Raw genomic sequence first — 23,597 nt, forward strand, 5'->3', positions numbered from 1 at the left:
AGGCCGACCCGTTTGACCGGGCTATTTGGCCTGCATTGTGACAGGCAGTTCCTTGATCCCACCGACAAAGTTGGACCGCAGGAACTTGTGATCCCCTGCCGGTTCCACCAGTTTGACGCGTTTTACGAGTTCTTCAAACAAAACCCGCACCTCCAGCCGCGCCAAATGCATTCCAAGACACACATGCGGCCCGCCCTGTCCGAACGACATGTGCCGGTTTGGGCTGCGATGCAGGTTCACGCGATTGGGGTCGTCGAACACCTCTTCATCGCGATTGGCCGAGATCCACCAATAAAGAACTTTATCGCCTTCACGGATGGTCTTGCCGTGAATTTCATGATTGCAGGTCGCCGTGCGCCGGAAATAGAGCGCGGGTGTCGCCCAGCGGATGATCTCATCCGGCGCGGTGGCCCAGACATCGCCGCCCTCTTGCATGTGGCCCAGTAGTTCCGGCTGGTGACACATGGCTTGAATGCCCGCGGCAATCGTATAACGGGTTGTGTCGTTCCCAGCCGCGACCAACAGGCAGAAGAAATTGCGAAACTCCTGTTCCGGCATAACGTTGCCGTCCTTGTCCGGTTGCAGGATCATATGCAGTACGCCTTCGTTATCTCCCTTGCGGTTCTTCTCCTCGATCAGACGTTTTGCGTAGTCGAACAGCTCAGCCCCTGCTGGGCTGTTGAATGGCATCAACCGGTATTCATCGGTTTTCATCTTATCCAGGACATGATCGGTGAAATCCGGGTCCGTATTGGCAATCAGTGCGTCGCCCTTTTCAACCAGCCAAGGCAGGTCTTCGTCCGGTGTGCCAAGGATCCGGCCCAGCATCATCATGGGTAGTTGCCGCGCAATGTCCTTGGTGGCGTCAAAAGTGCCCTTGTCCAAAGCCGCATCCAGAATGGGGTGGCACAAGTCGCGGATCTGTTGCTCGAACTCTGCCACGACAGGACGCGAGAAGGCTTTGCCCACTTTGACCCGCGTCCTCATGTGCTCAGGGGGGTCGGTTTCCTGAAAGGTCCGCCGTGCCAGGTATTCTTCGTAGGTTTGATCTTCCATTCGAATACCACGGGCCGACGACATGACCTGATAGTTTCTGTTCAGCTCGGTAATGTCGGCGTGGCGTACGATGCTCCAGAAGCCTTCACCACCATCCCATTCAGTCCAACTGATCGGGTCGTCCCGACGCAACCGTGCGAATGTGTTGTGCGGAGCACCCTTCACAAAAGTATCGTGGCTGGACAGATCAGCAAATCCGTCGTCATTAGGGGTCCAGACCGTCATGCGCGCCTCCCTGGCTGTTACACGGTTGTATCTTGCGCGTTCAAAAATATATTATATAACATGTTAAATATGTAAAGCGGAGAAATAATGCGTATCGCGATCTTGATGACCAACACTGACGAAAGCGACTTTTCTCAGCAATATCCCAAGGATGGCGAAAAGTGGCAGGCGCTTCTTTCCCAAAAACGCCCGGATTGGACCTTCAAAGTCTATTCGGTGAAAGACGGCGAGTTTCCAAAAAACGAGTCAAAATATGATGGGTGGATCGTCACCGGTAGCCCGGCATCCGTGCATGACAAAGCACCGTGGATCCCGCGCCTGCTTGAGTTGATCGCCCGTATCGAAAAAACAAAGAAACCGCTGTTCGGGGCGTGTTTTGGCCATCAAGCCATCGCGTTGGCACTGGGCGGCAAAGTCGGACACAACCCCGATGGCTGGGTGCTGGGGTCAGTCGAAGTCGAAGCAACCGCTCGCCCCGCTTGGATGGAAGCACGCCGTTTCTGGCAATATGGCGCCCATATCGAACAGGTGACCAAACTGCCCAAGGACGCCGAGATCATTTTGCGTCACGACGGCTGCCCTGTTGGCGGTTTCCGGATCGGTAGTCACGTATTCACGACGCAGAACCATCCGGAAATGACCCACGAATTTATTGCAGCCCTGATCGAAGAACTGGCCCACAGCAAACCTGCCGACGTGATCGAAAAAGCCCGTGCTTCCCTGCCAATGTCCGCCGATAACGGCCTGTTCTCTGATTGCATCATCCAGTTTTTCGAACATGATCGCGCCGCCTGATCCGATTCACCCCAGCTTTGCCAGCAAGTCCATCACTGTCACGCGGTCAAACTGAACATGACGCTCCATAAGCGCCTCCGCCGCGTCTGCCTTGTGTGATAGGATCAATTCGGCAAGCTGCCGATGCTCTTGCGCGCTTTGCGCGATTGCGCCGGGATAATCATAACGCGCCCTGTAGTAAGCCAGCAACTTGCGCGCGTTCATCTTGATCATGTCCAGAAGAAATGGATTACCCGATGCCTCGGCGACCTGTTTATGAAACTCAAGATTCAGCGCGTAATACCCATCCGGATCGCCATTCCCCTGATCGCGCGCATGTGTCGCGCAGGCCTCGACAATTTGCATAAGCCGATCAGCCGCATGGGAAGAAATACGCCGCGCAGCAAGCCCGGCTGCCTGCCCTTCCAGGCGCGCATGAACTTCCAAAATGGCCAGAAATTCCTCAAGCGACGGCTTGAACAGCACCGCGCCCTTCCGTGGCTGACGCTGGATCAGCCCCATCGCCTCTAATCGCAACAACGCCTCGCGCAACGGGGTGCGCGACACTTCGTATCTTTCGATCAGCGCGTTTTCGTTGATCGGATCACCGGGGTTCAATTCTCCTCGGTCAATCCCCATCAGGATCGCATTCAAGACTGTTTCTGTTTGTCCGGCCATGGTGCGAGTTAAGCAAAATCATCGGTGAAATCTAGCCCTTGCTTTAGAAGCACCGCAGATCTTCAACCCACCAATCCCATCAAGGTGACATCCCGCTCTGCACCCAAACTGGATTTAAAACAAGATTGCGCTGGACCTATTTTTCACAGCCAGAAATGCGATCCTGTTTTTGATCAAAGATTCTGTGTTCCCCTGCTTTGCGCACCGGAACCACTTAGCGTTGGAGGATACGATGGACGGCGCACTCAAGGAAAATGATATCTCTCATGTGGTGGAAGCTGACAAAGCTCACGTTTGGCATCACCTGACCCAGCACAAGCCTTTTGAAACGGTTGATCCCCGTATCATCGTTGAAGGTAAAGGGATGCGCGTCTGGGATCAGAACGGCAAGGAATATATCGACGCTGTGTCCGGCGGCGTCTGGACGGTCAATGTCGGCTATGGGCGGGAAAGTATCGCGGATGTCGTTCGCGAGCAGCTGGTGAAGCTGAACTATTTCGCAGGCTCAGCGGGATCCATACCAGGTGCGATGTTTTCGGAAAAACTGATCTCGAAAATGCCGGGGATGACGCGCGTTTACATTACGAATTCGGGGTCTGAGGCGAACGAAAAAGCCTTCAAAATGATCCGGCAAATCGCGCATAAACGCTACGGCGGCAAGAAAACCAAGATCCTATATCGCGACCGCGACTATCACGGCTCGACGCTGGCAGCGATGTCGGCAGGCGGGCAGGATGAACGCAACATGCAATATGGCCCCTTCGCGCCTGATTTCGTGCGCGTGCCCCACTGTATGGAATATCGCAAAGACGAGATCGGACTAGGCCATCTGTCGGGCGCAGACTTCGGGCACGCTGCGGCTGATCTGATCGAAGAGGTAATCCTGCGTGAAGGGCCTGACACAGTCGGTGCCTTGTGCCTGGAGCCAATTACCGCAGGCGGCGGCGTGATCGAAGCGCCTGAAGGTTATTGGGATCGTGTGCGCGAAATTTGCAACAAATACGATATCCTTCTGCACATTGACGAAGTTGTCTGCGGCCTTGGGCGCACCGGCACTTGGTTCGGTTATCAGCACTACGGCATCCAGCCTGATTTTGTCACAATGGCAAAGGGCGTGGCATCCGGATATGCGGCTATTGCTTGCTGTGTCACCACGGAAAAGGTGTTCGAGATGTTCAAAGACAACTCAGATGATATCCTGAACCATTTCCGCGACATCTCAACTTTTGGGGGCTGCACGGCTGGTCCCGCCGCTGCGCTTGAAAACATGCGTATCATTGAAGATGAGGGGCTGCTTGAAAACACCACGAAGATGGGTGAGCGGATGCTTGGCAACCTGAAGGCGCTGATGGAAAAGCATGATGTGATCGGCGATGTACGCGGCAAGGGTTTGTTCCTTGGAGTTGAGCTTGTGGAGGATCGCGAGACCAAAGAACCTGTGACAGAAAAGGAAATCGCCGCTGTTGTGGGCGATTGCGGCGCACAGGGTGTGATCATCGGGGCAAGCAATCGGTCCATTCCCGGGCGCAACAACGTGTTGTGCTTCAGTCCCGCTCTGATCGTGACCCCCGAGGATGTTGATCGGATCACGGACGCTGTCGACAAGGCTCTGACCAAAGTCTTCGGTTAACACCATTTCGAAAGACTGATAAAGCGGGTCTTTCGAAAGGCCCGCTTTTTGCTTTCTGGATCTAATGCAGACCAGATCCAACCGATGTAAGGACCTTTCCATGTGGCCCGCACCAGTCACCCTGACCGGCGAACACGTCATTCTCGCGCCTCTGTCTCAGGACCATGCCGCAGCCTTGCGTACAGCCTGCGCCGATGGCGATCTTTATCGCCTTTGGTACACCGCCATACCCAGCCCCAATGGGATGAAAGACGAAATCGACCGTCGGCTGGGCTTGCAAAAGGCAGGTTCCATGTTGCCCTTCTGCGTGATGACGCCAGATGGCACCCCGGTAGGCATGACTACCTATATGAACATCGATGCGGGAAACCGAAGGGTTGAAATCGGATCGACTTGGTATCGCACATCCGTGCAGCGCGGACCGCTGAACACAGAGGCCAAGCAGCTGCTTCTGTCACATGCGTTCGACACGCTGGATTGCATCGCCGTCGAATTCCGCACCCATTTCATGAACCAGCAAAGCCGCAGCGCGATCGAACGATTGGGGGCGAAGTTGGATGGCATTTTACGCAGTCATCAGATCGGACCCGGTGACGCGATCCGCGACACGGCTGTCTATTCGATCATCGCATCCGAATGGCCCGCAGTGCGCGCAAACCTGACCTGGAAGCTGGAACGGCCTCGCAGGTAACAGCGTCTTCACGCCATTCTTGACGGTTGTTTCGGTGTGAAGACTGGACATTTCCTTAATATGTTCTATATTTGTTCTCACGCGATGATCAAGAAACAGATCAGGAACAGGAGGATCGAACATGCACGCTGCCCGTACTTTGCCACCGACTCCGAAACAGGTCGATTATGCCCGCCATATTGCCGCCCGTCTGGGCGCGCGTATCCCTGCCGACTTGATCAGCGACCGCGCCGCCTTGTCCGGCTGGATTGGTGAGCATCAAGCCCGCCTGAACGCAACCACACACCGAATTACCGATGGTCGGGCGACTTCGCGGCAAGTCGCCTTTGCCGAACGGATCGCACGCGCAAAACGTCGCGCCATTCCGGATGAGTGTTTCCGTGATGCAGGTATGATGTCTGCGTGGATTTCTTCCAATCGTTGAAGGCAAGCTTATGTCCAGATTGCTTTGCCTCTAAGTCCACGTTACGGTCAGCCCCATGGCCGCCCCCGTAGAGACCTTTTTTCTGGACCAAGACGCCCAAGGCACACTTCAGGCGCAGATTCAGCAGATGATCGCCGAGGCGATTCTGTCCGGACGTCTACCGCGCGGCGAGAAGCTGCCCTCAACCCGGCGACTGTCTGCCCATTTGGGCGTCAGCCGGATCACCGTCACACTCGCCTATACCGAATTGCAAGCGAATGACTATCTGGCCTCGAAAGGTCGAAGCGGATTCTATGTCTCTGAAAACGCACCGGAACCTCCGTCTTTCAAACTGAGAACACGGGGCGAAGACAAGGTGGATTGGGGCCGCGCCATCGGCACGAACTTTACCGGGGGAAGCACGCCCACCAAGCCGCTTGACTGGCGGCGGATGAAGTATCCGTTCATCTATGGCCAAGCAGATCCAACATTGTTCGACCACAATTCCTGGCGGCTATGTGCGCTGCGCGCATTGGGACAAAAAGACCACCCTGCGATGATGCGTGACTACTATGATCAGGACGACCCGCAACTGATCGAATTCATCGCGCGCCACATACTGCCACGTCGGGGAATTCTGGCACGGCCCGAGGAAATTCTGATCACCCTTGGCGCGCAGAACGCGTTGTGGCTGACCGCACAGGTGTTGCTGACACAAAGACGCACGGCGGCGATTGAAGACCCGTGCTATTACTCGCTTCGCGATATCTTAACGCAAAGCCGATGCCACCTTGTAAAGATACCGGTGGATCGCGGCGGCTTGGCACCGGATGCCCTGCCCGATGGCACGGATGTCATCTATACGACGCCAAGCCACCAAAGCCCGACCACCGCCACAATGCCACTGGACCGGCGTAAGGCGCTTTTGAAACGCGCGCGCGAGCTAGAAGCTGTAGTGGTTGAGGATGATTATGATTTCGAAATGTCATTTCTGAACCCACCTTCGCCAGCGCTAAAGTCGTTGGACCGCGAAGGGCGAGTAATTTATGTCGGCAGTTTCTCGAAATCCCTATTTCCGGGGTTACGACTTGGCTATCTGGTCGGATCCGAGCCCTTTATTCGCGAAGCGCGTGCCTTGCGATCCGTCGTGCTGCGCCACCCCCCCGGCCTGATCCAACGGACAGTGGCTTACTTCCTGTCTCTAGGACATTACGACGCCCTGATCCGCCGGATTGGTACAGCATATCACGAACGACGCGACGTGATGAACGCAGCCATTGAAGACAGCAATCTGACCATCGCCGGGCGCGGTGTGTTTGGCGGGTCTGCATTCTGGATGCGGGCCCCTGACGACATTGACACCCGTGTGCTGGCGGATCGTCTGATGTCCAAAGAGGTTGTGATCGAGCCCGGAGCACCTTTTTTTGGCAGCCCAACGCCGCCGCGCAATTACTATCGCATTGCGTACAGCTCGATCCCCGCCACACGTATCCCCAAGGGAATTTCCCTGATCGGGGAAGAGATTGCGGCAATGCGACAGACTGGCGCCAATTAGCCTTGCCAACTGGACCTATAGCCTGCCCTATCTGCTGCCTAAGAATATTGCCAAAGACACGCCGTCCAACCCGGCGAAGCATGTTATTTCCAAGGGAGAGCACCAGATGAAAATGACCACGGAAGAAGCCTTTGTAAAAACGCTGCAATTGCACGGAATCGAGCATGCGTTTGGCATTATCGGCTCGGCCTTCATGCCGATATCCGACAACTTCCCTGCTGCTGGCATCACCTTTTGGGACTGTGCGCACGAAGGATCAGGTGGGATGATGGCCGATGGCTATACACGCGCCACCGGCAAGATGAGCATGATGATTGCCCAGAACGGCCCCGGCATCGCGAACTTTGTGACCGCCGTGAAAACCGCCTTTTGGAACCACACACCGTTATTGCTGGTCACACCGCAAGCGGCGAACAAGACTATTGGTCAGGGCGGATTTCAGGAAATCGAGCAGATGAATATGTTTGCTGATTGCGTCGCCTATCAGGAAGAAGTCCGTGATCCGACCCGCGTAGCCGAAGTGCTTAACCGGGTTATCATCAACGCCAAACGCGCCAGCGCGCCCGCCCAGATCAACATGCCGCGTGATTACTGGACCCAAGTGATCGACATTGATCTTCCGGCCATTACCGAATTTGAGCGCCCGGCAGGTGGCGAACAGGCGCTGTCCGAAGCGGCAGACCTTCTGTCCAACGCCAAATTCCCGGTTATCCTGAACGGCGCGGGTGTGGTGCTGGGTGGCGCAATTGCCGAATCCATGGAATTGGCCGAACGGCTCGATGCTCCGGTTTGCGTGGGGTATCAACACAACGATGCATTTCCAGGCAGTCACCCGTTGTTTGCCGGCCCCTTGGGTTACAACGGCAATAAGGCGGGGATGGAGCTGATCCAGAAGGCTGATGTTGTTCTGGCACTTGGCACGCGCCTGAACCCCTTTTCGACATTGCCGGGATACGGGCTGGATTACTGGCCGAAGGATGCCAAGATCATTCAGGTGGACATCAACCCCGATCGCATCGGCCTGACCAAGAAGATCAGCGTCGGGATTGTCGGGGACGCGAAGAAAGTAGCCTCAACGCTGCTGCACAAGCTGTCGGCAGATGCTGGGGATGCAGGACGCGAAGAGCGGAAATCGATGATCGCGCAGACCAAATCTGCTTGGGCCCAGCAGTTGTCGTCGATGGACCATGAAGAGGATGATCCTGGCACCACTTGGAACGAACGCGCCCGCGGCGCAAAACCGGATTGGATGAGCCCACGCATGGCATGGCGTGCCATTCAGGCGGCGTTGCCCAAAGAGGCGATCATTTCATCTGACATTGGCAACAACTGCGCGATCGGCAATGCCTATCCAACATTTGAGGCTGGCCGGAAATATCTGGCACCCGGCCTGTTCGGCCCCTGTGGCTATGGATTGCCCGCCGTGGTAGGTGCCAAGATCGGCTGCCCGGACACGCCAGTTGTCGGCTTTTCTGGTGACGGTGCGTTCGGCATCGCGGTGACCGAACTGACCGCGATTGGTCGAGAAGAATGGCCCGCCGTGACGCAAATCGTGTTCCGCAACTACCAATGGGGAGCTGAAAAACGAAACTCGACCCTGTGGTATGACGACAACTTCGTCGGAACCGAACTGGACACGCAGGTCAGCTATGCTGGCATCGCGAAAGCCTGCGGCCTGCAAGGTGTCGTTGCCCGCACAATGGACGAACTGACCGCTGCATTAGATAAGGCGATCAAGGACCAGAAAGCGGGTAAGACAACGATTATCGAGGCGATGATCAACCAGGAACTTGGTGAGCCGTTCCGTCGCGACGCGATGAAAAAGCCGGTCGTCGTTGCGGGGATCAGCAAAGACGACATGAGACCCCAGAAGGTCTGAAGACTGGGTCGGGCGTTGTGTTGACGCCCGGCCAATCTGATCGGGCAACGGTGGTAGAACCAAGACTGACAACTGCCGTGCACCGGTCCTGAATGGAAGGCAAATCCTCAATGAAGCCGCTGGAAACGCTCCTGAGCCATGCCGCACGGTCTCATCATCGGATCATGCTATCCGAAGGCACCGCGTTACGCGTGGTGCAGGCGGCCTATGACGCAGCCACGCAAGGGATTGCGCGTATTGGGCTGGTTGGGAACCGGGACGGCATCGAAAACACATTCAGAACCCTCGGCTTGGATGTCGTGGACGGGATCACGCTTCACGATCCGGCCAAGTCCACCCATCTACCCGAGCTAACCGCACTTTATCACGATCTGCGCCAACACAAGGGCGTGACGCGTGCCGATGCTGAGACCGCTGTGTTAAACCCGCATGTGTTCGCAGCCTTGATGGTGAAAGCCGGACATGCAGACGGCACTGTGGGCGGCGCAGTTGCCACCACTGCCGAGATCGTGCGCACAGCCATTCAGATCATCGGCACCAAACCGGGCAATCCTCTGGTATCAAGTTTCTTCCTTATGCTGTTTTGTGAAGTGCATCATGCCCGTAAGGGCGCAATGATCTTTGCGGATAGCGGCCTGGTTGTGGACCCGACGGCCGAAGAAATGGCACAGATTGCGTTGTCCTCGGCGGACTCTTTTATCACTCTGACAGGCGAAGTGCCGCGCGTTGCAATGCTATCTTTCTCGACCCGTGGCAGTTCGGAGCATCATTCGGTGTCAAAAGTGGTCACCGCAACCGGTATTGCCAAGAATCGCGCACCCGATCTTTTGATCGACGGTGAGTTGCAATTCGACGCCGCTTTTGTGCCGGATGTGGCCGCCCGAAAGGCCCAGGGCAGCCCGTTGGAAGGGTCGGCCAACGTGTTCATTTTTCCAAACCTGGAAAGCGGCAACATCGCCTATAAGATCGCGCAACGTGTTGGGGGGGCAACCGCAATCGGCCCGGTGCTTCAAGGATTGTCAAAACCTGCGAACGACTTGTCGCGAGGCTGCACGGCCGAGGATATTCTGCACATGATCGCCGTCACAGCCGCCCAAGCCAGCGCGGCGACCTAACCGGATCGCGCCATCTGATCGGCAGCGATTGCCAACACGGTGCTGGCCACGATGTCATCAACTGTCGCCCCGCGAGACAAGTCACAGACCGGTCGTTTGAACCCTTGCAGGATCGGCCCATAAGCTCGCGCGCCTGCCAGCTCTACCATCAGCTTGTAAGCGATATTGCCCGCATCAAGATTGGGAAACACCAACACGTTCGCGTCGCCCTGACCGATGCTTCCCTTCTGGGTGGCCACGGTGCGATTCAGCGCAGCATCACCTTGCATAGGGCCAGAAAACCCTGACAATTCTGCCGCTTGCGTAACCTTGTTCACCGAAGCCCCGCTACCGGAATGACCTGTAGAATAGGACAGAAGCGCAACGCTTGCTTTGCCCAAAAGCCTCTGCGCGGACATCTCTGAAACCTGCGCGATGCCCACCAACTGCGCGACATCCGGGTCAACATTTACGGCGCAATCGGCAAAGATCAACTCGCGACCATCAGGCATAACCATCAGAAAGAAACTAGACGGTGTGGTGGTGTCCTTGTCCAACCCAATCACCATCGACGCCGCTTCAATTACACGGCGCGATGGGGCGATCGCACCTGCGACCAGAATGTCGGCTTCTCCCGCTGCGACCATAGCCGCAGATCGCATCAAGGGGCGTTCCAACATCCGGGCCGCAATATTGTCGTGCATCGGGCGTGACGCCGTCAATGCTTCGATATGGTGATCACCCAGATCAGATAATGGCACGGGATTGGCCAGCCCCTCGCACAACAATTTGTCCGAGGCGGCAGCGATGCGTGGGTCGTCAAGCTCGGGTAGGATGACGCGGGCTTGGGTTGATCGGGCGATCTGGGTGGCGCGTTCAAGGGCAGACATGCAATCTCCTTAAGCCAGATCAGGCGTGTCGCAGGGTATTGTACCCCGTCAACACCAGATAAATCAGCGCAGCGGCCACGACGATGGATGGCCCTGCCGGAGTGTCATAGTGCAGCGACCCCCAAAGTCCAGTCAGACTGGCGATCCAGCCAATCCCAACCGCAGTCATCGCCATGGCAATAGGGCTTGCCGACACCAAACGAGCAGCTGCAGCTGGAATGATCAACATCGCAGCGATCAGAAGTGCCCCAACGACTTTTAGTGAAACCGCAACGACCACTGCAAGCGACAAAGTAAGCACCGCCCCTTCGCGGGCTGGATTAATGCCCGACGCCGCGGCCAAATCGGGGCTGAGAGTGGACAGAAGCAGTCGAGACCAGCGCCATGCGATCAAACCCGCAATAATCAAGGCACCACCCCAAACAAGCGCAAGATCGGCCTGTGTCACCGCCAAAATATCACCAAACAGAAAAGCGGACAGGTCGACGCGCACACCGGGCGCAAATGATATCGCGACAAGCCCTGCAGACAGGGCCGAGTAGGATAGAACCCCAAGGCCGGTGTCCGGCGATTGCCCGCGCGCCGACATCCAACTGATTGCAAGCGCCATAGCAAGTGCAACAACCAGCGTGCCCAGCCAGATCGGCAGAGACATGAGCAGCGCCAAGGCCACGCCCAAAATGGCCGCATGGGCTGTCGCGTCCCCAAAATATGCCATCCGTCGCCAGATGACAAACGATCCAAGCGGCCCTGTTGCGATGGACAACCCGACCCCAGCCAGCGCCGCGCGCACCAGAAAATCATCCAGCATTCACTACGTCCTTTTCTGAGGTGTGATCATGGGTGCAATCGTGATGTTCGTGATCATGTGCGTGTTGATATAGGGCCAGTGCCCCCTGCGTGCCTTGCCCGAACAGCGCCCGGTATTCTGGCGCGTCCCGCACCACATGCGGCGTGCCTTCGCAACAGACATGCCCGTTCAAACAAATCACCCGATCCGAGGCGCTCATCACCACATGCAGATCATGCGACACCATCAGGACCGCAACACCTGTTTGCCCGCGCACCGCTTCGATCAACTGATAAAACGCAGCTTCACCATTCTGGTCCAACCCTTGAGTGGGCTCGTCCAGAACCAGAATATCCGGTTTCGAAAGCAACGCCCGCGCCAACAACACGCGTTGCAACTGCCCGCCTGATAGCTCGGACACTTGCTGGTCGCCCACATTGGCCACGCCAACACGACGCAACACTTCAGCCTGCTCCGCAGGGCTATGCGGTTTGGGTAGGTTCAGGAAGCTGGTCACAGGCATCGGCAAACTGGGATCAAGCGCGAGTTTCTGCGGGACATAGCCAACCACCAGACCCGGCTGCTTGGTAACCTTCCCTGACACGCGCAGCATTCCCAGCAACGCACGCAGCAACGTGGATTTGCCGGACCCGTTGGGACCGACGATCGTCACGATTTCGCCGGATTCAATGGAGAAATTCACATCTCTCAGGACCAGCCGTCGCCCATGCGAGACTGAAAGGTCTCTAGCCTTGATCAAACTCATTCCGAAGCCTCATCCGCACAGGTGGGACACAGGCCCAATGCTTCAATATTGGTGCGTTCAACGGTGAACCCAAGGTCGCTAGCAATGTGATCCAACTCAGCCCGAACCGATTGACCGGGTGTTTCTGCGACAGCCTTGCAGGCCTTGCAGATCAAGAAAACCGGCGCATGACTGTCACCGGGGGACGTGCAGGCAGCAAAGGCATTCAACCGACGGATACGATGCACAAAACCTTGGTCCACTAGAAATTCCAAAGCGCGATAGGCGACGGGAGGTTGGCTGCCAAATCCCTCGGCGGACAGACGGTCCAGTACATCATAGGCCCCCATCGCCCGGTGCTCTTCCAGCAAAATTTCCAGCACGCGCTTGCGGACGGGGGTCAGACGCGCCCCGCTTTCACGGCACATTTCTTGGGCACGCGACAGAACATCTTGGGTGCAAGCATCGTGGTCATGGGAATAAAAGGCGCGGGAGGGATCGTGATCACTCATTCGGGTTTGACATCTCATTTATGTAATATTATCACTTCATAAAATGGTATAACATCACATCGCCTAACTCAAGGTCTAACATGAACCGCTTCACACTTCCTGCGCTCTTTCTTTCTGCGACACCTCTTGCCGCTGATCCTCCGCGTGTCGTGACCGACATCGCCCCCGTGCATTCACTGGTCGCCACGGTAATGGGCGATCTGGCAGAGCCTCACCTTTTGTTGCCGCAGGGTGCTGATCCTCATGCTTTCCAGATGCGTCCATCGCAAATGCGCGCGCTGTCACAAGCCGATTTGGTATTCTGGGTGGGGGAGGAGCTAACACCGTGGCTGGAACGCGCCCTGACCGGAGTTAGTTCGGCCTATCCCGTGGCTTTGCTGGATGTACCGGGCACAATTCTGCGCGAGGCTGACCATACCCACGGTGATCACGAAGCGGAAAGCCTCGACAAACAAGACCACGATGCATCCAAGGAACATGACGATCATGACGCACATGCCCATGATCCTCATGCATGGCTGTCGCCAGCAAACGGGGCTGCCTGGCTAAATGAGATTGCGGAAACACTTGCCCAGCATGATCCCGAAAACGCTGAACTCTATCGTGCAAATGCGGCGGACGCTCAGTCGCGCCTGCAACAGGTAGAGGCCGAGATCGAGGCATTGCTCGCCCCTGTCCGCGACCACGGCTACATCGTGTTCCACGAGGCATATGGCTATTTTTCCGATCATTACGACCTGTCATCGCTTGGGGCTGTGCGCGAAAGCGACAGCGCGCCGCCCTCTGCCGCGCGGTTGGCCGAGATCAGCGCGCTTCTATCCAGCGGCAAAGTCCATTGCGCTTTCGTGGATGCAACCGAAGGTCAGGATATGATGCGCGGTCTGGTGGACGGAACGGAAGTTGGTTTTGGTGTGTTGGACCCCAATGGTGCCAGTTTGCAAAGTGGCCCGGATCTTTACTTCCAACTACTGCGCGCGCAAGCGGATGCCTTGGCAGGTTGCTTGGTCGACGACAACACTTGATCTAGTATCAAAAAAAAGGGCGCCAGACGGCGCCCTTTTTAGCATCTCTTCCAGCGTCTTAGAAAAACGCCTGCAACCCGGTTTGCGCACGTCCAAGGATCAGCGCGTGAACGTCATGGGTGCCTTCATAGGTGTTCACCGTCTCAAGGTTCACCATGTGGCGGATCACGTGGAATTCCTGACTGATGCCGTTGCCCCCATGCATATCACGGGCATGACGCGCAATCTCCAGCGCCTTGCCGCAATTGTTGCGTTTGATCAGCGACACCATTTCGGGTGCGGCTTTCGCCTCGTCCATCAGACGCCCCACACGAAGCGCGGCCTGCAAGCCCAGTGTGATTTCAGTCTGCATGTTGGCCAGCTTCAATTGAAACAGCTGCGTCTGCGCGAGTGGTTTGCCAAATTGCTTGCGATCCAGCCCGTATTGACGTGCGGCATGCCAGCACGCTTCGGCCGCGCCCATTGCCCCCCAAGCGATACCATAGCGCGCACGGTTAAGACAGCCGAACGGCCCCTTCAGCCCCTCGACATTTGGCAAAAGTGCGTCCTCGGAAACCTCAACATTGTCCATCACAATCTCGCCGGTGATTGACGCGCGCAGCGACAGTTTGCCTTCGATCTTCGGGGCAGACAGCCCTTTCGCGCCCTTCTCCAGCACAAAGCCTTTGATCTTGCCACCGTGGGCGTCGGACTTCGCCCAGACCACGAACACATCCGCGATGGGCGCGTTCGAAATCCACATTTTCGAGCCGTTCAGCACATAGCCGCCATCAACCTTCTTGGCAGTCGTTTTCATGCTGCCGGGGTCGGATCCTGCATCGGGTTCGGTCAGGCCGAAACAGCCGATCCATTCGCCTGCTGCAAGCTTCGGCAGGTATTTCCTGCGCTGCTCATCCGTGCCGTAGGCATAGATCGGATACATGACCAACGACGACTGCACCGACATCATCGACCGATACCCACTATCCACGCGCTCTACCTCGCGCGCTACAAGGCCATAGGCCACATAGCCCGCGCCAAGTCCGCCATATTCCTCGGGAATGGTGGTGCCCAGCAACCCCATTTCGCCCATCTCGGCGAAGATCGCAGGATCGGTTTCCTCTTTCTCAAACGCCTTTGTCACACGGGGCAGAAGCTTTTCCTGTGCATAGGCAAAAGCGCTGTCGCGGATCATACGCTCGTCTTCTTCAAGCTGGGCGTCCAGCAGGAATGGGTCGTCCCAGTTGAAGCTGGCAAGTTCCGGGCGGGACTGCGGGGCAAGTTCGGCCATATCTCAGGCTCCTTTCGCGTTGATAGCAGCCTCGATCGAGGCTTCAAGGATGTCGAGGGCTTCGTCCAGTTGATCCATGGGAACTGTCAATGGAGGCAGAAGCCGCACTGCGTTGCCACGGGTTCCGCAGGGCAAAAGTATCAAACCGCGCTCTTCGGCTTCGGCCACGATCGCCATAGTCAGTGCGGCATCAGGTGCGTTGGTTTCGCGATCCGTTACCATTTCAAACGCAATCATCGCCCCCAACCCGCGCACATCGCCAATCGCTTCCATTCCCTGACGGGATGCAATGTCGTTCAGTCGGGCCAGAATTTTTTCACCGATCTCGGCTGCACGGTTGCACAAGCTTTCTTCGTCGATCACGTCCAGCACAGCGTGTGAGGCTGCAACCGCCAACGGGTTGCCTCCATAAGTTCCGCCAATTCCACCCACAGGAGCGGCATCTACAATTTCTTTTCGACCCGTGACGGCAGATAGTGGGAAGCCCCCCGCCAATCCTTTGGCCATGGTCACAAGATCTGCAGCTACGCCCGAGTGTTCAAATGCGAACATCTTGCCAGTGCGGGCCATCCCGGCCTGCACTTCGTCAGCGATCAGAACAATGCCATAGTCATCGCAAATTTTCCGCAGCGCGCGCAGGAAGTCAGGCGGCGCAATGTTGAAGCCCCCTTCCCCTTGCACAGGCTCGATAATCATCGCAGCAACCCGCTCCGGATCAATCGAGCTTTTGAACATGTTGTCGAGCACCGACAACGACACCTCAACCGATGTGCCGTGGAATGCATTCGGGAACGGAATATGCACGACTTCGGGCGGCATGGCCCCGAAAGCTTTTTTGTAAGGTGTCACCTTGCCGCACAGCGCCATGCCCAGCAGGGTGCGACCATGGAAACCGCCAGTAAAGGCGATCACACCTGACCGTCCAGTATGGGCGCGCGCCATTTTGACGGCGTTCTCAACCGCTTCGGCACCAGTGGTAACCAGCATGGTCTTCTTGGCAAAATCGCCCGGTGTGGCCGCGTTTAGTCGCTCGGCGAGCTTCACGTAACCCTCATAAGGGGCGACATGGAAGCAGGTGTGGGTGAACGCTTCGGCCTGTTTGGCCACAGCTGCCATCACCTTTGGGTGGCGATGACCGGTGTTGTTCACGGCAATACCTACGGCAAAATCGATGAAGCGTTTGCCATCAACGTCCCAGAGTTCGGCATTTTCTGCTCGGGCTGCATAAATGCCGCGAGTGGCAACGCCATTGGCAACAGCGTCTGCGCGCCGGGCCTTCAGTTGTTCGGTGTTCGACATGCGATCCCCCATTTCGAAATTTGATTCCGCACCATATTGCGCAAAATACTGCGCAATGCTATCAAAATTTTGCGCAGTATTTGCGACAGCGGTTGGCCGTGCAGGCTTTGGCAAAATCGCAATGGGAAGGAAAAGTGATGCAGGACGAGTTCGATGTCGGCACGCGATTGAAATCGCTCAGACAGCTATTTGGCTTGTCTCAAAGGCAGTTGGCCGAAGCCGCGCAAGTACCCCATGGACAGATTTCGATGATCGAGCGGAACCATTCCTCACCGTCAGTCGCGTCACTGCGCAAGATTTTGGGCGGCTTAAACATGTCGATGTCCGAATTTTTTGAACCTGAAGCGCCTGCGACTCATCAAGTGTTCTTCACGCCATCTGATCTGCGCGACCTGACATCGGCGCTGTATCAAGACAATGAAGCGGCGCAGCGGATGATCACCATCAAGCAGGTGGGCGACGCCAAGGCGCATGGGCTTCAAGTCTTGCAAGAACTCTATGAGCCCGGCGCTGACACGGGTGAAACCATGATCGAACACGAAGCCAACGAAGGCGGCATTGTCATTGAAGGCGAGTTGGAAATCACCGTCGGCGACGTCACACGCGTGCTGAAGGCGGGTGACGCGTATCTTTTTAATTCGCGCGAACCGCACCGCTTTCGTAACATCTCGGACCGCTCTGCTCGCATCGTGTCCGCCTGTACCCCCCCATACCTCTAGGAGCCGCCATGCACCCGCTTGAAGGACTGAAAGTCGTCGAACTCGCCCGTATTCTGGCCGGTCCATGGATCGGGCAATCGCTTGCCGATCTGGGCGCCGAAGTGGTGAAGGTGGAAAGCCCAGATGGTGATGACACCCGCAAATGGGGTCCGCCGTTCGTTGAACGGGATGGCGACAAGACCGCAGCTTACTATTACTGCGCGAACAGGGGCAAGGACTGTGTGACCGCCGATTTTCGCACTGCCGAGGGTCAGCAGACCGTGCGAGATCTGATCAAGGATGCTGACATCTTGATCGAAAACTTCAAAGTGGGCGGCTTGGTTAAATATGGGCTGGATTACGCAAGCCTCACCAAACTTAACCCGCGCCTGATCTATTGTTCCGTGACCGGATTCGGTCAGGATGGACCTTGGGCGAAACGGGCTGGCTATGACTTTCTTCTGCAAGGGCTTTCGGGTCTGATGTCCGTCACGGGCGACCCGCAGGGGCAACCCCAGAAGGTAGGTGTCGCCATCACCGATATCGTGACCGGCCTTTACGGCACCATCGGCATTCTGGCCGCTGTCGAACAGCGACACCGCACCGGGCGCGGGCAGCATGTCGATATGAGCCTTCTGGACTGCGCCACCGCCATGATGGCCAATCAAGCAATGAATTATTTGGCCACTGGCACCAGCCCAAACCGAATGGGCAACGAGCATCCGAACATCGCTCCCTATCAAGCCTGCCCGGTCGAGGATGGATACATCATCCTCGCCGTGGGAAATGACGGGCAGTTTCAACGGTTCTGCGGCGTGATCGGGCGCGAAGATCTGGCCGGGGATGCCCGCTTCGCCACCAATCAAGACCGTGTGGCGAACCGCGCGGACCTGACGCCGCAGATCGAGGCCTCACTTTCAAGCTGGTCCATGGCTGACATCCTGTCAGCACTTGAAACCGCCACCGTGCCAGCAGGTCCGATCAATACGATGGAACAGACTTTCGCCAATCCGCAATTGCTACATCGCGGCATGCAAATCTCCCCGGACGGTGTACCGGGCGTGCGCGGGCCTTGGGTATTTTCAGACGCAGAACTGAACCTTGAACAATCTGCACCGGTTCTGCCGAAATAAAGTAAGGACAGACGCATAACGTCTGCCCTCACGCTTTCTAAGCACTAGGAAACTTATTCAAATACGGCTGTTGGATTGTCCAGACTGTCGGACCCTTCGATCGACACACCATCCGCCCCAACCAGCGCCACGGCACGTTCGATGTTGCGGGTCTGCGCAACCAGATGATCGATCGCGTTCTGCACCAGCGCCCCGCCCGGATGCCCCGCGCCCAACATCTGGTCGTAGGACGTTCCGGCTTCCGCTGCCGAGCGGATGTCGCCCAGCGCGATCATGGTTTTATCCATGTCGCCCAGCAGGTTGTCGGCCAGTGCTTCATCACGTTCCTTCACCAGTTCATACAGCGACGGACCGTCGACGACCGAGCCATCAACACGCACATACCGACCGGTATAGACGTTGCGAATACCCAACCCATCGAAATAATGCGAGTTGTGGGTGTTGTCCGAGAAGCAATCATGCTCTTCCTCGGGATCGTTCAACAGTAGCCCCAGTTTCATTCGCTCGCCGGCTTGTTCGCCGTAAGAGAGGCTGCCCAAACCTGTGAAGGCCATGACAATGCCCCGGTTTGCGTCTGCGGTGACATCAGCACGCCCCTGCCCGCCTTCAGACCAGTTGGTAACCGCGTCCTGAAGGTCCGTAATCAACAGATTTGTTGCCGCCTTCAGATAGGCAGCGCGGCGATCACAATTGCCTCCGGTGCAATTGGCCATGTCGAAATCCGTAACGGGTCGTTGGCCCGCACCATGATCGGTGCCTGACAAATCCTGCCCCCACAACAGAAACTCGATGGCGTGATAACCGGTTGCCACATTGGCTTCAATTCCTTCAACCTCGTGCAAGCTTTCCAGAAGGGCGGGTGTGATTTCAGAGGCATCAACCGTTGCGCCAGCCACGGTCAGTTCGGGGTTCGCAATAACGTTTGCCGTCGAGAACGGGTTTTCGTCATTGGCGCCCAGATCGGCAGAAACATAGTCAATCAGCCCTTCGTCCAGAGGCCAAGCATTTACCTTGCCCTCCCATTCGTCGACAGAGGGGTTGCCAAAGCGAAACGCCTCGGTCTGTTGATAGGGAACACGGGCGGCCAGCCAGGCGGCTTTCGCAGCGGTCAGATTGGCGTCTGTCGGAGAGGCCAGAAGCGCGTCGACCGCGGTGTTCAGTTTTTGTGCAAGGGCAAGACTGTCTTCATACCCTGCCTGTGCGATATCAGCATAATTTTTCAGGATGTCTTCCGGCGTATGTGCCTGTGCAAAGACGGAGCTGCAAAGTAGCGTGGTTGTTGTAAAAAGCGTCGTTCGGAACATGGGGCCCTCGTTTTTCTTGGTGCGTTGGCCCGCTATAGATGAGTTTTTTAGTCAGGTAAAGCATTCTTGACTACTTTTGTCAGATTTTAAAGACCCGGCCCCTTTCGCCTTGTAGAACGGTAATTAGCAAGTCTTTTCTGCTGCTTACAACTTCTCAAGACATTCCAGCGCATCAAGAAGTGCTTCATATTGCTCGCGTCCAAGATGGCGCACATAGCTGTCCGCAATCTGGCCAGCCTGCTTCAGATTATCGTCAATTATCTGTAGTCCTGCCGCCGTAATCTCCAGCGTCTGCCGTCGCCGGTCGGCGATATCCTGAGTGCGCGTCACCAAACCGTTTGCAACCATCGCCTGAATGATCCGCGTCAGGCTTGGCAAAAGCAGGCTGGTCCTCTCGCCCAAATGCGTTGCATCTTGCGGACCATACTCTGCCAGCACACGAAGAATTCGCCACTGCTGTTCCGTGATGCCAATCGGTGCAAGCATCTCGCGCACGGGTCCCATGACCTTTTCGCGGGCACGCATCAATGCAATCGGGAGAGACCGTCTGGTCAATGGCAGCTCGGCTTGCGGCGGCGTTTTTTGTGGTCCTGGCATCAATCCTCCTCGAACTTTTTCTGTGACGGTCTCATATGAAAAGCGAGGACGAACAGGATCAACTGCCACCTTGCACACGAGCACCTTAGCGCAGGTGAGACAATACCGAACCGCTTGATGCACTTATGGCCAGACGCTTACCCAAGCGATGCGTGCGCATATAAAGAACAAAAGAAAAGTCTTCGCAACTTTTACTAGATTTAGCCCAAACCGCGCCGTGATTGAAATCCATCAGATCGAGGACATTGGTTGGCACCCTGCCCTTATGAGGAAGCAATGAAACAACCTCTGAGGAAATCGTTAACGTAGAAACTAACCAAGTGTTAAGGTAGAAAAAACCAAAAGGAGAGCAGTCCGGCACCAACGAAATACCAAAACAGGACGGGTTTTCAAAAAAATGTAAGGACATGGGGATGGCCAAACAAAAAATTGCCGTGATCGGCGGCGGTGTGGGTGCGATTACGGCAGTGTATGCCATCACGCAAACGCCAGACTGGGACAAGAAATTCGATATCACCATTTACCAATTGGGTTGGCGTAATGGAGGCAAAGGCGCCAGCGGGCGCAATGCCGATTTCGGCCAGCGAATTGAAGAACACGGGCTGCATGTCTGGGCAGGTTTCTATGACAATGCCTTTCGCAATATGCGTCGTTGTTATGAGCAACTGGTCGATCTGGGGTTGCGCAAGGAAAGTGACCCACTGGGCACGATGGACAAAGCGTTCAAACCCCTGTCCCACTTATTCTTAGCCGAGCGGGTGCCAACAACATCGCTGGACGCAAACCAATGGCGCCCTTGGGTGATTGATTTACCCAGCAATGACAAACAGCCAGGTTCGGAAACTAAAGTGCCCAGCCCGTTCCAGATGATGATGAGCATTCTTGAGATCGTCATCGAATTTATGAAGAAGGGTGAACTGGAAGATGGGCCTCATCGCCAGTTGGGCATCGTACTTCCCTCAGGATTGCAGGGGCACCATCAAGCTATTCTTAGCCACTTAAACTCAATGCCTGCTGATCCGGCAAAGCACACAACTCGCGATACCAATATCCTGCTGGACTTTATCATCGACGCACAGGCTGCTGTTCATGCGATGGAAACGCCTAAGAACATTCAGGACGACGCAAAGCGCCGCGGCTTGTATCTGGTTGATATCGGGCTGGCCTATATGCGTGGGGTCGTTGGGTCCGACACTTTTACCAGCGGGTATGATGTGCTTGATCAGTGGGAGTTTAAGGATTGGCTACGGATGAACAAAGCAAGCGATCAGGCGTTGGATTGGGTTGCCATTCGCGGCTGCTATGATTTTGTGTTCGGCTTTCCGCTAGGCAACACCGACCGTCAGGGTGACACCGGCGCGGGCACCGCAATTCGCGCCATGTCCCGCTTGATTTTCACCTATTCGACCGCAATCTTTCACAAGATGCAGGCCGGTATGGGCGACACAATCTTCGGCCCTTACTATCAAGTGTTGTCGGCCCTTGGCGTGAAGTTCGAATTCTTCTGCGCAGCCCGCGAATTGCACCTGAACGACACCGGCACGCGTATTGACCGCCTGTCAATGGTCCGTCAGGCCGAAGTGAAATCGGGACACTACCAACCCTTGGTCGACGTCGGAGGTCTCCCCTGCTGGCCATCCGAGCCGCTTTGGTCACAGCTTGTGGATGGTGCAAAACTGAAGAAGCAAGGCGTTGATTTCGAATGCGAGAAATCGCTGCCAACCGGCGCGCCGTTCAAGCTGGAACGCGGCAAAGATTTCGACATTGTGCTTCTGGGTGCGTCGTTGGGTTCGCTACCCTATTTGACGCGCGAATTGTCAGCGACGTCAGACCGCTGGCGCATGATGCTGGATCGGGTGAAAACGGTTGGCACCCATGCCGCCCAACTGTGGCTGAAAAAATCTGCCAAGGATCTGGGGTGGGAGGCACAGGTGGAGGCGCATAATGACGCCAAGGCCATTCCTTCATCGCCCATGCGCACGATCATCACCGGATTTGCCGAACCTCTGGACACATGGGCGGACATGTCCCACCTGATCCAACACGAGGCTTGGCCCGATCCCGGTCCGACTTCAATTTCATACTTCTGCGCACCTGCGCTGGATGGTGAAACACTGGATGAATTCGACACAAATATCGCAACATGGATGGACAAAGACCTGCCGGATATTTGGCCCAACGCCAAAAAACGCGGCAAGTTCGACAAGGGGTTGTTCTATCAAAGCCCCGAGGCAGCGGTTTATTCCCGCGTCAATATGTACGGGTCTGAACGCTATGTTCTATCGGTCACCAACAGCGTCTATCACCGACTTGCTCCATCCGAGAGCGGGTTCTCCAACCTGTATCTCGCGGGGGACTGGACGCGCTGTGGGCTGAACGCGGGCTGCGTTGAGGGCGCCACAATGTCCGGGATCGCCTGTGCGTCGGCCATTACGGGGGTCGACCTTCCGAATGTCGGTGCCGATGATATCCCGCGCGAAAACACCCTGCCTGAAAAGGCGATGTTTCAGACGAACTCGATTTCCGGAACCGCCTGGCCGCTGACACCATTCTTTGCGCGGGGCGAAATGACGGGCGTTTTCTTCTTCTATGAACGTCCGCGTGAAGAAGTGGCGGTAATGCTGCCCGATGGCATTTTCCTGGGTCACTGCCCGATGGTACGACCGGGCTATCACCCGGTGGGCATGTCCTTTTGCAGCTACCACAATGTGCGCGGATCGTTCATTCCGAATTTTCTGGCCATGCGCCCATATGGCGAAGCGACATTCGCAATCCCCTATACACACACAGATGAAGGACTCTCCGCACCGCTTCTGTATCCGCGCCGACTTTACGTCAACAATGCCTCAGCCATCTTCGCCGGCAAATTTTTCTATGCGATGCCCAAGTCAAACGCCGACATTAACGTGGAAAATTCCCGTTTCACCGCCTCGAATGCAGACGGGTTGTCGATTGAATACTGTGCCCAGCAGCATCGCGATCCCGTCGCCTTGTCGGGACATGCGGCCCACGGGGCCATATCGGACTTACTGGATATGACATTTGTCACCCGCAATGCACGCGGGCGCATGTTTTATAACGCGTTCGATCTGCAACTGGACCGATCCTACGTTGCACCGGTCACTGGAGAAGTTTCGGTCACGGATCCCAGTGCAGACGGCTTTCCAAATACGCAAATGGATGTCAGGCCGCTTTTGGATGATCGCGGTCGGGGGCTTCCGGGTGCGTTCAGGATCTGGTGCTCATGGTCGATGACCAACCCATTAGACAGCCGCCGCGTTAGACATGCGGCAGAAGCACGGTCCTGGGTCCGGCGCAACGATTGAGGATATAATGCAGGTTATTAGAGGAT

General features: G+C 56.2%; 21 protein-coding genes. 11 read left to right on the forward strand and 10 right to left on the reverse strand.

Annotation, left to right across the window (positions count from 1 at the left end; genetic code table 11):
* Window positions 1-21: 21 nt before the first annotated feature.
* Window positions 22-1,281, reverse strand: a complete 1,260-nt coding sequence (locus MWU51_RS08885; protein ID WP_247036501.1) for a cytochrome P450 — start codon at window positions 1,279-1,281, stop codon at window positions 22-24.
* An 87-nt stretch (window positions 1,282-1,368) separates the two neighbouring features.
* Between MWU51_RS08885 and MWU51_RS08890 the strand changes: the two genes are divergently transcribed.
* On the forward strand, window positions 1,369-2,076 hold the full coding sequence (locus tag MWU51_RS08890; RefSeq protein ID WP_247036502.1) for a type 1 glutamine amidotransferase: 708 nt from the start codon (window positions 1,369-1,371) through the stop codon (window positions 2,074-2,076).
* A 6-nt stretch (window positions 2,077-2,082) separates the two neighbouring features.
* On the opposite strand, the gene MWU51_RS08895 is transcribed toward MWU51_RS08890, so the two are convergent.
* A complete protein-coding gene (locus tag MWU51_RS08895) occupies window positions 2,083-2,733 on the reverse strand; it encodes a GntR family transcriptional regulator (RefSeq protein ID WP_247036503.1) in 651 nt (216 codons plus the stop codon).
* A 232-nt stretch (window positions 2,734-2,965) separates the two neighbouring features.
* Here MWU51_RS08895 and MWU51_RS08900 point away from each other — a divergent pair, with 232 nt between their 5' ends.
* The 6 genes from MWU51_RS08900 to pta all read left to right on the forward strand — a co-directional run bounded on the left by MWU51_RS08900 (window position 2,966) and on the right by pta (window position 10,006).
* Complete coding sequence (locus MWU51_RS08900; RefSeq protein ID WP_247036504.1) at window positions 2,966-4,363, forward strand: aminotransferase class III-fold pyridoxal phosphate-dependent enzyme; 1,398 nt, start codon at window positions 2,966-2,968, stop codon at window positions 4,361-4,363.
* 100 nt (window positions 4,364-4,463) lie between these two features.
* Complete coding sequence (locus MWU51_RS08905; protein ID WP_247036505.1) at window positions 4,464-5,054, forward strand: GNAT family protein; 591 nt, start codon at window positions 4,464-4,466, stop codon at window positions 5,052-5,054.
* 121 nt (window positions 5,055-5,175) lie between these two features.
* Complete coding sequence (locus MWU51_RS08910) at window positions 5,176-5,478, forward strand: hypothetical protein (protein WP_247036506.1); 303 nt, start codon at window positions 5,176-5,178, stop codon at window positions 5,476-5,478.
* Window positions 5,479-5,533: 55 nt separating this feature from the next.
* Window positions 5,534-7,012: a PLP-dependent aminotransferase family protein gene (locus tag MWU51_RS08915; RefSeq protein WP_247036507.1), complete on the forward strand. Its 1,479-nt coding sequence runs from the start codon at window positions 5,534-5,536 to the stop codon at window positions 7,010-7,012.
* 106 nt (window positions 7,013-7,118) lie between these two features.
* Window positions 7,119-8,891, forward strand: a complete 1,773-nt coding sequence (xsc, locus tag MWU51_RS08920) for a sulfoacetaldehyde acetyltransferase (protein ID WP_247036508.1) — start codon at window positions 7,119-7,121, stop codon at window positions 8,889-8,891.
* 110 nt (window positions 8,892-9,001) lie between these two features.
* Window positions 9,002-10,006 (forward strand): phosphate acetyltransferase, encoded by a 1,005-nt coding sequence (pta, locus tag MWU51_RS08925; RefSeq protein WP_247036509.1) that lies wholly within the window; start codon window positions 9,002-9,004, stop codon window positions 10,004-10,006.
* Here pta and MWU51_RS08930 read toward each other — a convergent pair.
* The 4 genes from MWU51_RS08930 to MWU51_RS08945 are packed head-to-tail and all read right to left on the reverse strand — an operon-like array spanning window position 10,003 to window position 12,922.
* Window positions 10,003-10,875 (reverse strand): phosphate acyltransferase, encoded by an 873-nt coding sequence (locus tag MWU51_RS08930; RefSeq protein ID WP_247036511.1) that lies wholly within the window; start codon window positions 10,873-10,875, stop codon window positions 10,003-10,005. The genes pta and MWU51_RS08930 overlap by 4 nt on opposite strands.
* A 19-nt stretch (window positions 10,876-10,894) precedes the next feature.
* Window positions 10,895-11,686, reverse strand: coding sequence for a metal ABC transporter permease (locus MWU51_RS08935; protein ID WP_247036513.1), 792 nt, complete (start codon window positions 11,684-11,686; stop codon window positions 10,895-10,897).
* Window positions 11,676-12,431, reverse strand: coding sequence for a metal ABC transporter ATP-binding protein (locus MWU51_RS08940; RefSeq protein ID WP_247036515.1), 756 nt, complete (start codon window positions 12,429-12,431; stop codon window positions 11,676-11,678). Before MWU51_RS08940 ends, MWU51_RS08935 begins: the two co-directional genes overlap by 11 nt.
* On the reverse strand, window positions 12,428-12,922 hold the full coding sequence (locus MWU51_RS08945) for a Fur family transcriptional regulator (protein ID WP_247036517.1): 495 nt from the start codon (window positions 12,920-12,922) through the stop codon (window positions 12,428-12,430). Before MWU51_RS08945 ends, MWU51_RS08940 begins: the two co-directional genes overlap by 4 nt.
* 80 nt (window positions 12,923-13,002) lie before the next feature.
* On the opposite strand from MWU51_RS08945, the gene MWU51_RS08950 reads away from it, so the two are divergent.
* On the forward strand, window positions 13,003-13,944 hold the full coding sequence (locus MWU51_RS08950; protein ID WP_247036518.1) for a zinc ABC transporter substrate-binding protein: 942 nt from the start codon (window positions 13,003-13,005) through the stop codon (window positions 13,942-13,944).
* Between the two features lie 58 nt (window positions 13,945-14,002).
* Here the strand turns inward: MWU51_RS08950 and MWU51_RS08955 are convergent, their stop codons facing one another.
* Together MWU51_RS08955 and gabT are read right to left on the reverse strand one after the other, a co-directional pair.
* Window positions 14,003-15,214 carry an acyl-CoA dehydrogenase gene (locus MWU51_RS08955; protein WP_247036519.1) on the reverse strand — a complete coding sequence of 404 codons (1,212 nt, stop codon included), beginning with the start codon at window positions 15,212-15,214 and terminating at the stop codon, window positions 14,003-14,005.
* 3 nt (window positions 15,215-15,217) lie between these two features.
* Complete coding sequence (gene gabT / locus MWU51_RS08960) at window positions 15,218-16,513, reverse strand: 4-aminobutyrate--2-oxoglutarate transaminase (RefSeq protein WP_247036520.1); 1,296 nt, start codon at window positions 16,511-16,513, stop codon at window positions 15,218-15,220.
* Between the two features lie 137 nt (window positions 16,514-16,650).
* Between gabT and MWU51_RS08965 the strand changes: the two genes are divergently transcribed.
* Both MWU51_RS08965 and MWU51_RS08970 read left to right on the forward strand, forming a co-directional pair.
* Window positions 16,651-17,232 carry a cupin domain-containing protein gene (locus MWU51_RS08965; protein WP_247036521.1) on the forward strand — a complete coding sequence of 194 codons (582 nt, stop codon included), beginning with the start codon at window positions 16,651-16,653 and terminating at the stop codon, window positions 17,230-17,232.
* Between the two features lie 8 nt (window positions 17,233-17,240).
* Window positions 17,241-18,344, forward strand: coding sequence for a CaiB/BaiF CoA-transferase family protein (locus MWU51_RS08970; protein ID WP_247036522.1), 1,104 nt, complete (start codon window positions 17,241-17,243; stop codon window positions 18,342-18,344).
* 53 nt (window positions 18,345-18,397) lie between these two features.
* On the opposite strand, the gene MWU51_RS08975 is transcribed toward MWU51_RS08970, so the two are convergent.
* A complete protein-coding gene (locus MWU51_RS08975; RefSeq protein ID WP_247036523.1) occupies window positions 18,398-19,648 on the reverse strand; it encodes an imelysin family protein in 1,251 nt (416 codons plus the stop codon).
* A 144-nt stretch (window positions 19,649-19,792) separates the two neighbouring features.
* Window positions 19,793-20,245: a MarR family transcriptional regulator gene (locus MWU51_RS08980; protein ID WP_247036524.1), complete on the reverse strand. Its 453-nt coding sequence runs from the start codon at window positions 20,243-20,245 to the stop codon at window positions 19,793-19,795.
* Between the two features lie 413 nt (window positions 20,246-20,658).
* Between MWU51_RS08980 and MWU51_RS08985 the strand changes: the two genes are divergently transcribed.
* Complete coding sequence (locus tag MWU51_RS08985) at window positions 20,659-23,571, forward strand: acetoacetate decarboxylase family protein (protein WP_247036526.1); 2,913 nt, start codon at window positions 20,659-20,661, stop codon at window positions 23,569-23,571.
* The last annotated feature ends 26 nt before the right edge of the window (window positions 23,572-23,597 follow it).

Source organism: Aliiroseovarius sp. F47248L (assembly GCF_023016085.1).
Lineage (GTDB): Bacteria > Pseudomonadota > Alphaproteobacteria > Rhodobacterales > Rhodobacteraceae > Aliiroseovarius.

Bases quoted from the DNA above. Each gene is read 5' to 3' on its own strand.
- MWU51_RS08985 (WP_247036526.1), top strand. From the start codon at position 20,659: ATGGCCAAACAAAAAATTGCCGTGATCGGCGGCGGTGTGGGTGCGATT.
- MWU51_RS08935 (WP_247036513.1), bottom strand. From the start codon at position 11,686: ATGCTGGATGATTTTCTGGTGCGCGCGGCGCTGGCTGGGGTCGGGTTG.
- MWU51_RS08950 (WP_247036518.1), top strand. From the start codon at position 13,003: ATGAACCGCTTCACACTTCCTGCGCTCTTTCTTTCTGCGACACCTCTT.
- MWU51_RS08955 (WP_247036519.1), bottom strand. From the start codon at position 15,214: ATGGCCGAACTTGCCCCGCAGTCCCGCCCGGAACTTGCCAGCTTCAAC.
- MWU51_RS08905 (WP_247036505.1), top strand. From the start codon at position 4,464: ATGTGGCCCGCACCAGTCACCCTGACCGGCGAACACGTCATTCTCGCG.
- MWU51_RS08965 (WP_247036521.1), top strand. From the start codon at position 16,651: ATGCAGGACGAGTTCGATGTCGGCACGCGATTGAAATCGCTCAGACAG.
- MWU51_RS08915 (WP_247036507.1), top strand. From the start codon at position 5,534: ATGGCCGCCCCCGTAGAGACCTTTTTTCTGGACCAAGACGCCCAAGGC.
- MWU51_RS08900 (WP_247036504.1), top strand. From the start codon at position 2,966: ATGGACGGCGCACTCAAGGAAAATGATATCTCTCATGTGGTGGAAGCT.
- MWU51_RS08975 (WP_247036523.1), bottom strand. From the start codon at position 19,648: ATGTTCCGAACGACGCTTTTTACAACAACCACGCTACTTTGCAGCTCC.
- MWU51_RS08945 (WP_247036517.1), bottom strand. From the start codon at position 12,922: ATGAGTGATCACGATCCCTCCCGCGCCTTTTATTCCCATGACCACGAT.
- gabT (WP_247036520.1), bottom strand. From the start codon at position 16,513: ATGTCGAACACCGAACAACTGAAGGCCCGGCGCGCAGACGCTGTTGCC.
- MWU51_RS08910 (WP_247036506.1), top strand. From the start codon at position 5,176: ATGCACGCTGCCCGTACTTTGCCACCGACTCCGAAACAGGTCGATTAT.
- MWU51_RS08890 (WP_247036502.1), top strand. From the start codon at position 1,369: ATGCGTATCGCGATCTTGATGACCAACACTGACGAAAGCGACTTTTCT.
- MWU51_RS08885 (WP_247036501.1), bottom strand. From the start codon at position 1,281: ATGACGGTCTGGACCCCTAATGACGACGGATTTGCTGATCTGTCCAGC.
- MWU51_RS08940 (WP_247036515.1), bottom strand. From the start codon at position 12,431: ATGAGTTTGATCAAGGCTAGAGACCTTTCAGTCTCGCATGGGCGACGG.
- MWU51_RS08930 (WP_247036511.1), bottom strand. From the start codon at position 10,875: ATGTCTGCCCTTGAACGCGCCACCCAGATCGCCCGATCAACCCAAGCC.
- xsc (WP_247036508.1), top strand. From the start codon at position 7,119: ATGAAAATGACCACGGAAGAAGCCTTTGTAAAAACGCTGCAATTGCAC.
- MWU51_RS08895 (WP_247036503.1), bottom strand. From the start codon at position 2,733: ATGGCCGGACAAACAGAAACAGTCTTGAATGCGATCCTGATGGGGATT.
- MWU51_RS08980 (WP_247036524.1), bottom strand. From the start codon at position 20,245: ATGCCAGGACCACAAAAAACGCCGCCGCAAGCCGAGCTGCCATTGACC.
- MWU51_RS08970 (WP_247036522.1), top strand. From the start codon at position 17,241: ATGCACCCGCTTGAAGGACTGAAAGTCGTCGAACTCGCCCGTATTCTG.
- pta (WP_247036509.1), top strand. From the start codon at position 9,002: ATGAAGCCGCTGGAAACGCTCCTGAGCCATGCCGCACGGTCTCATCAT.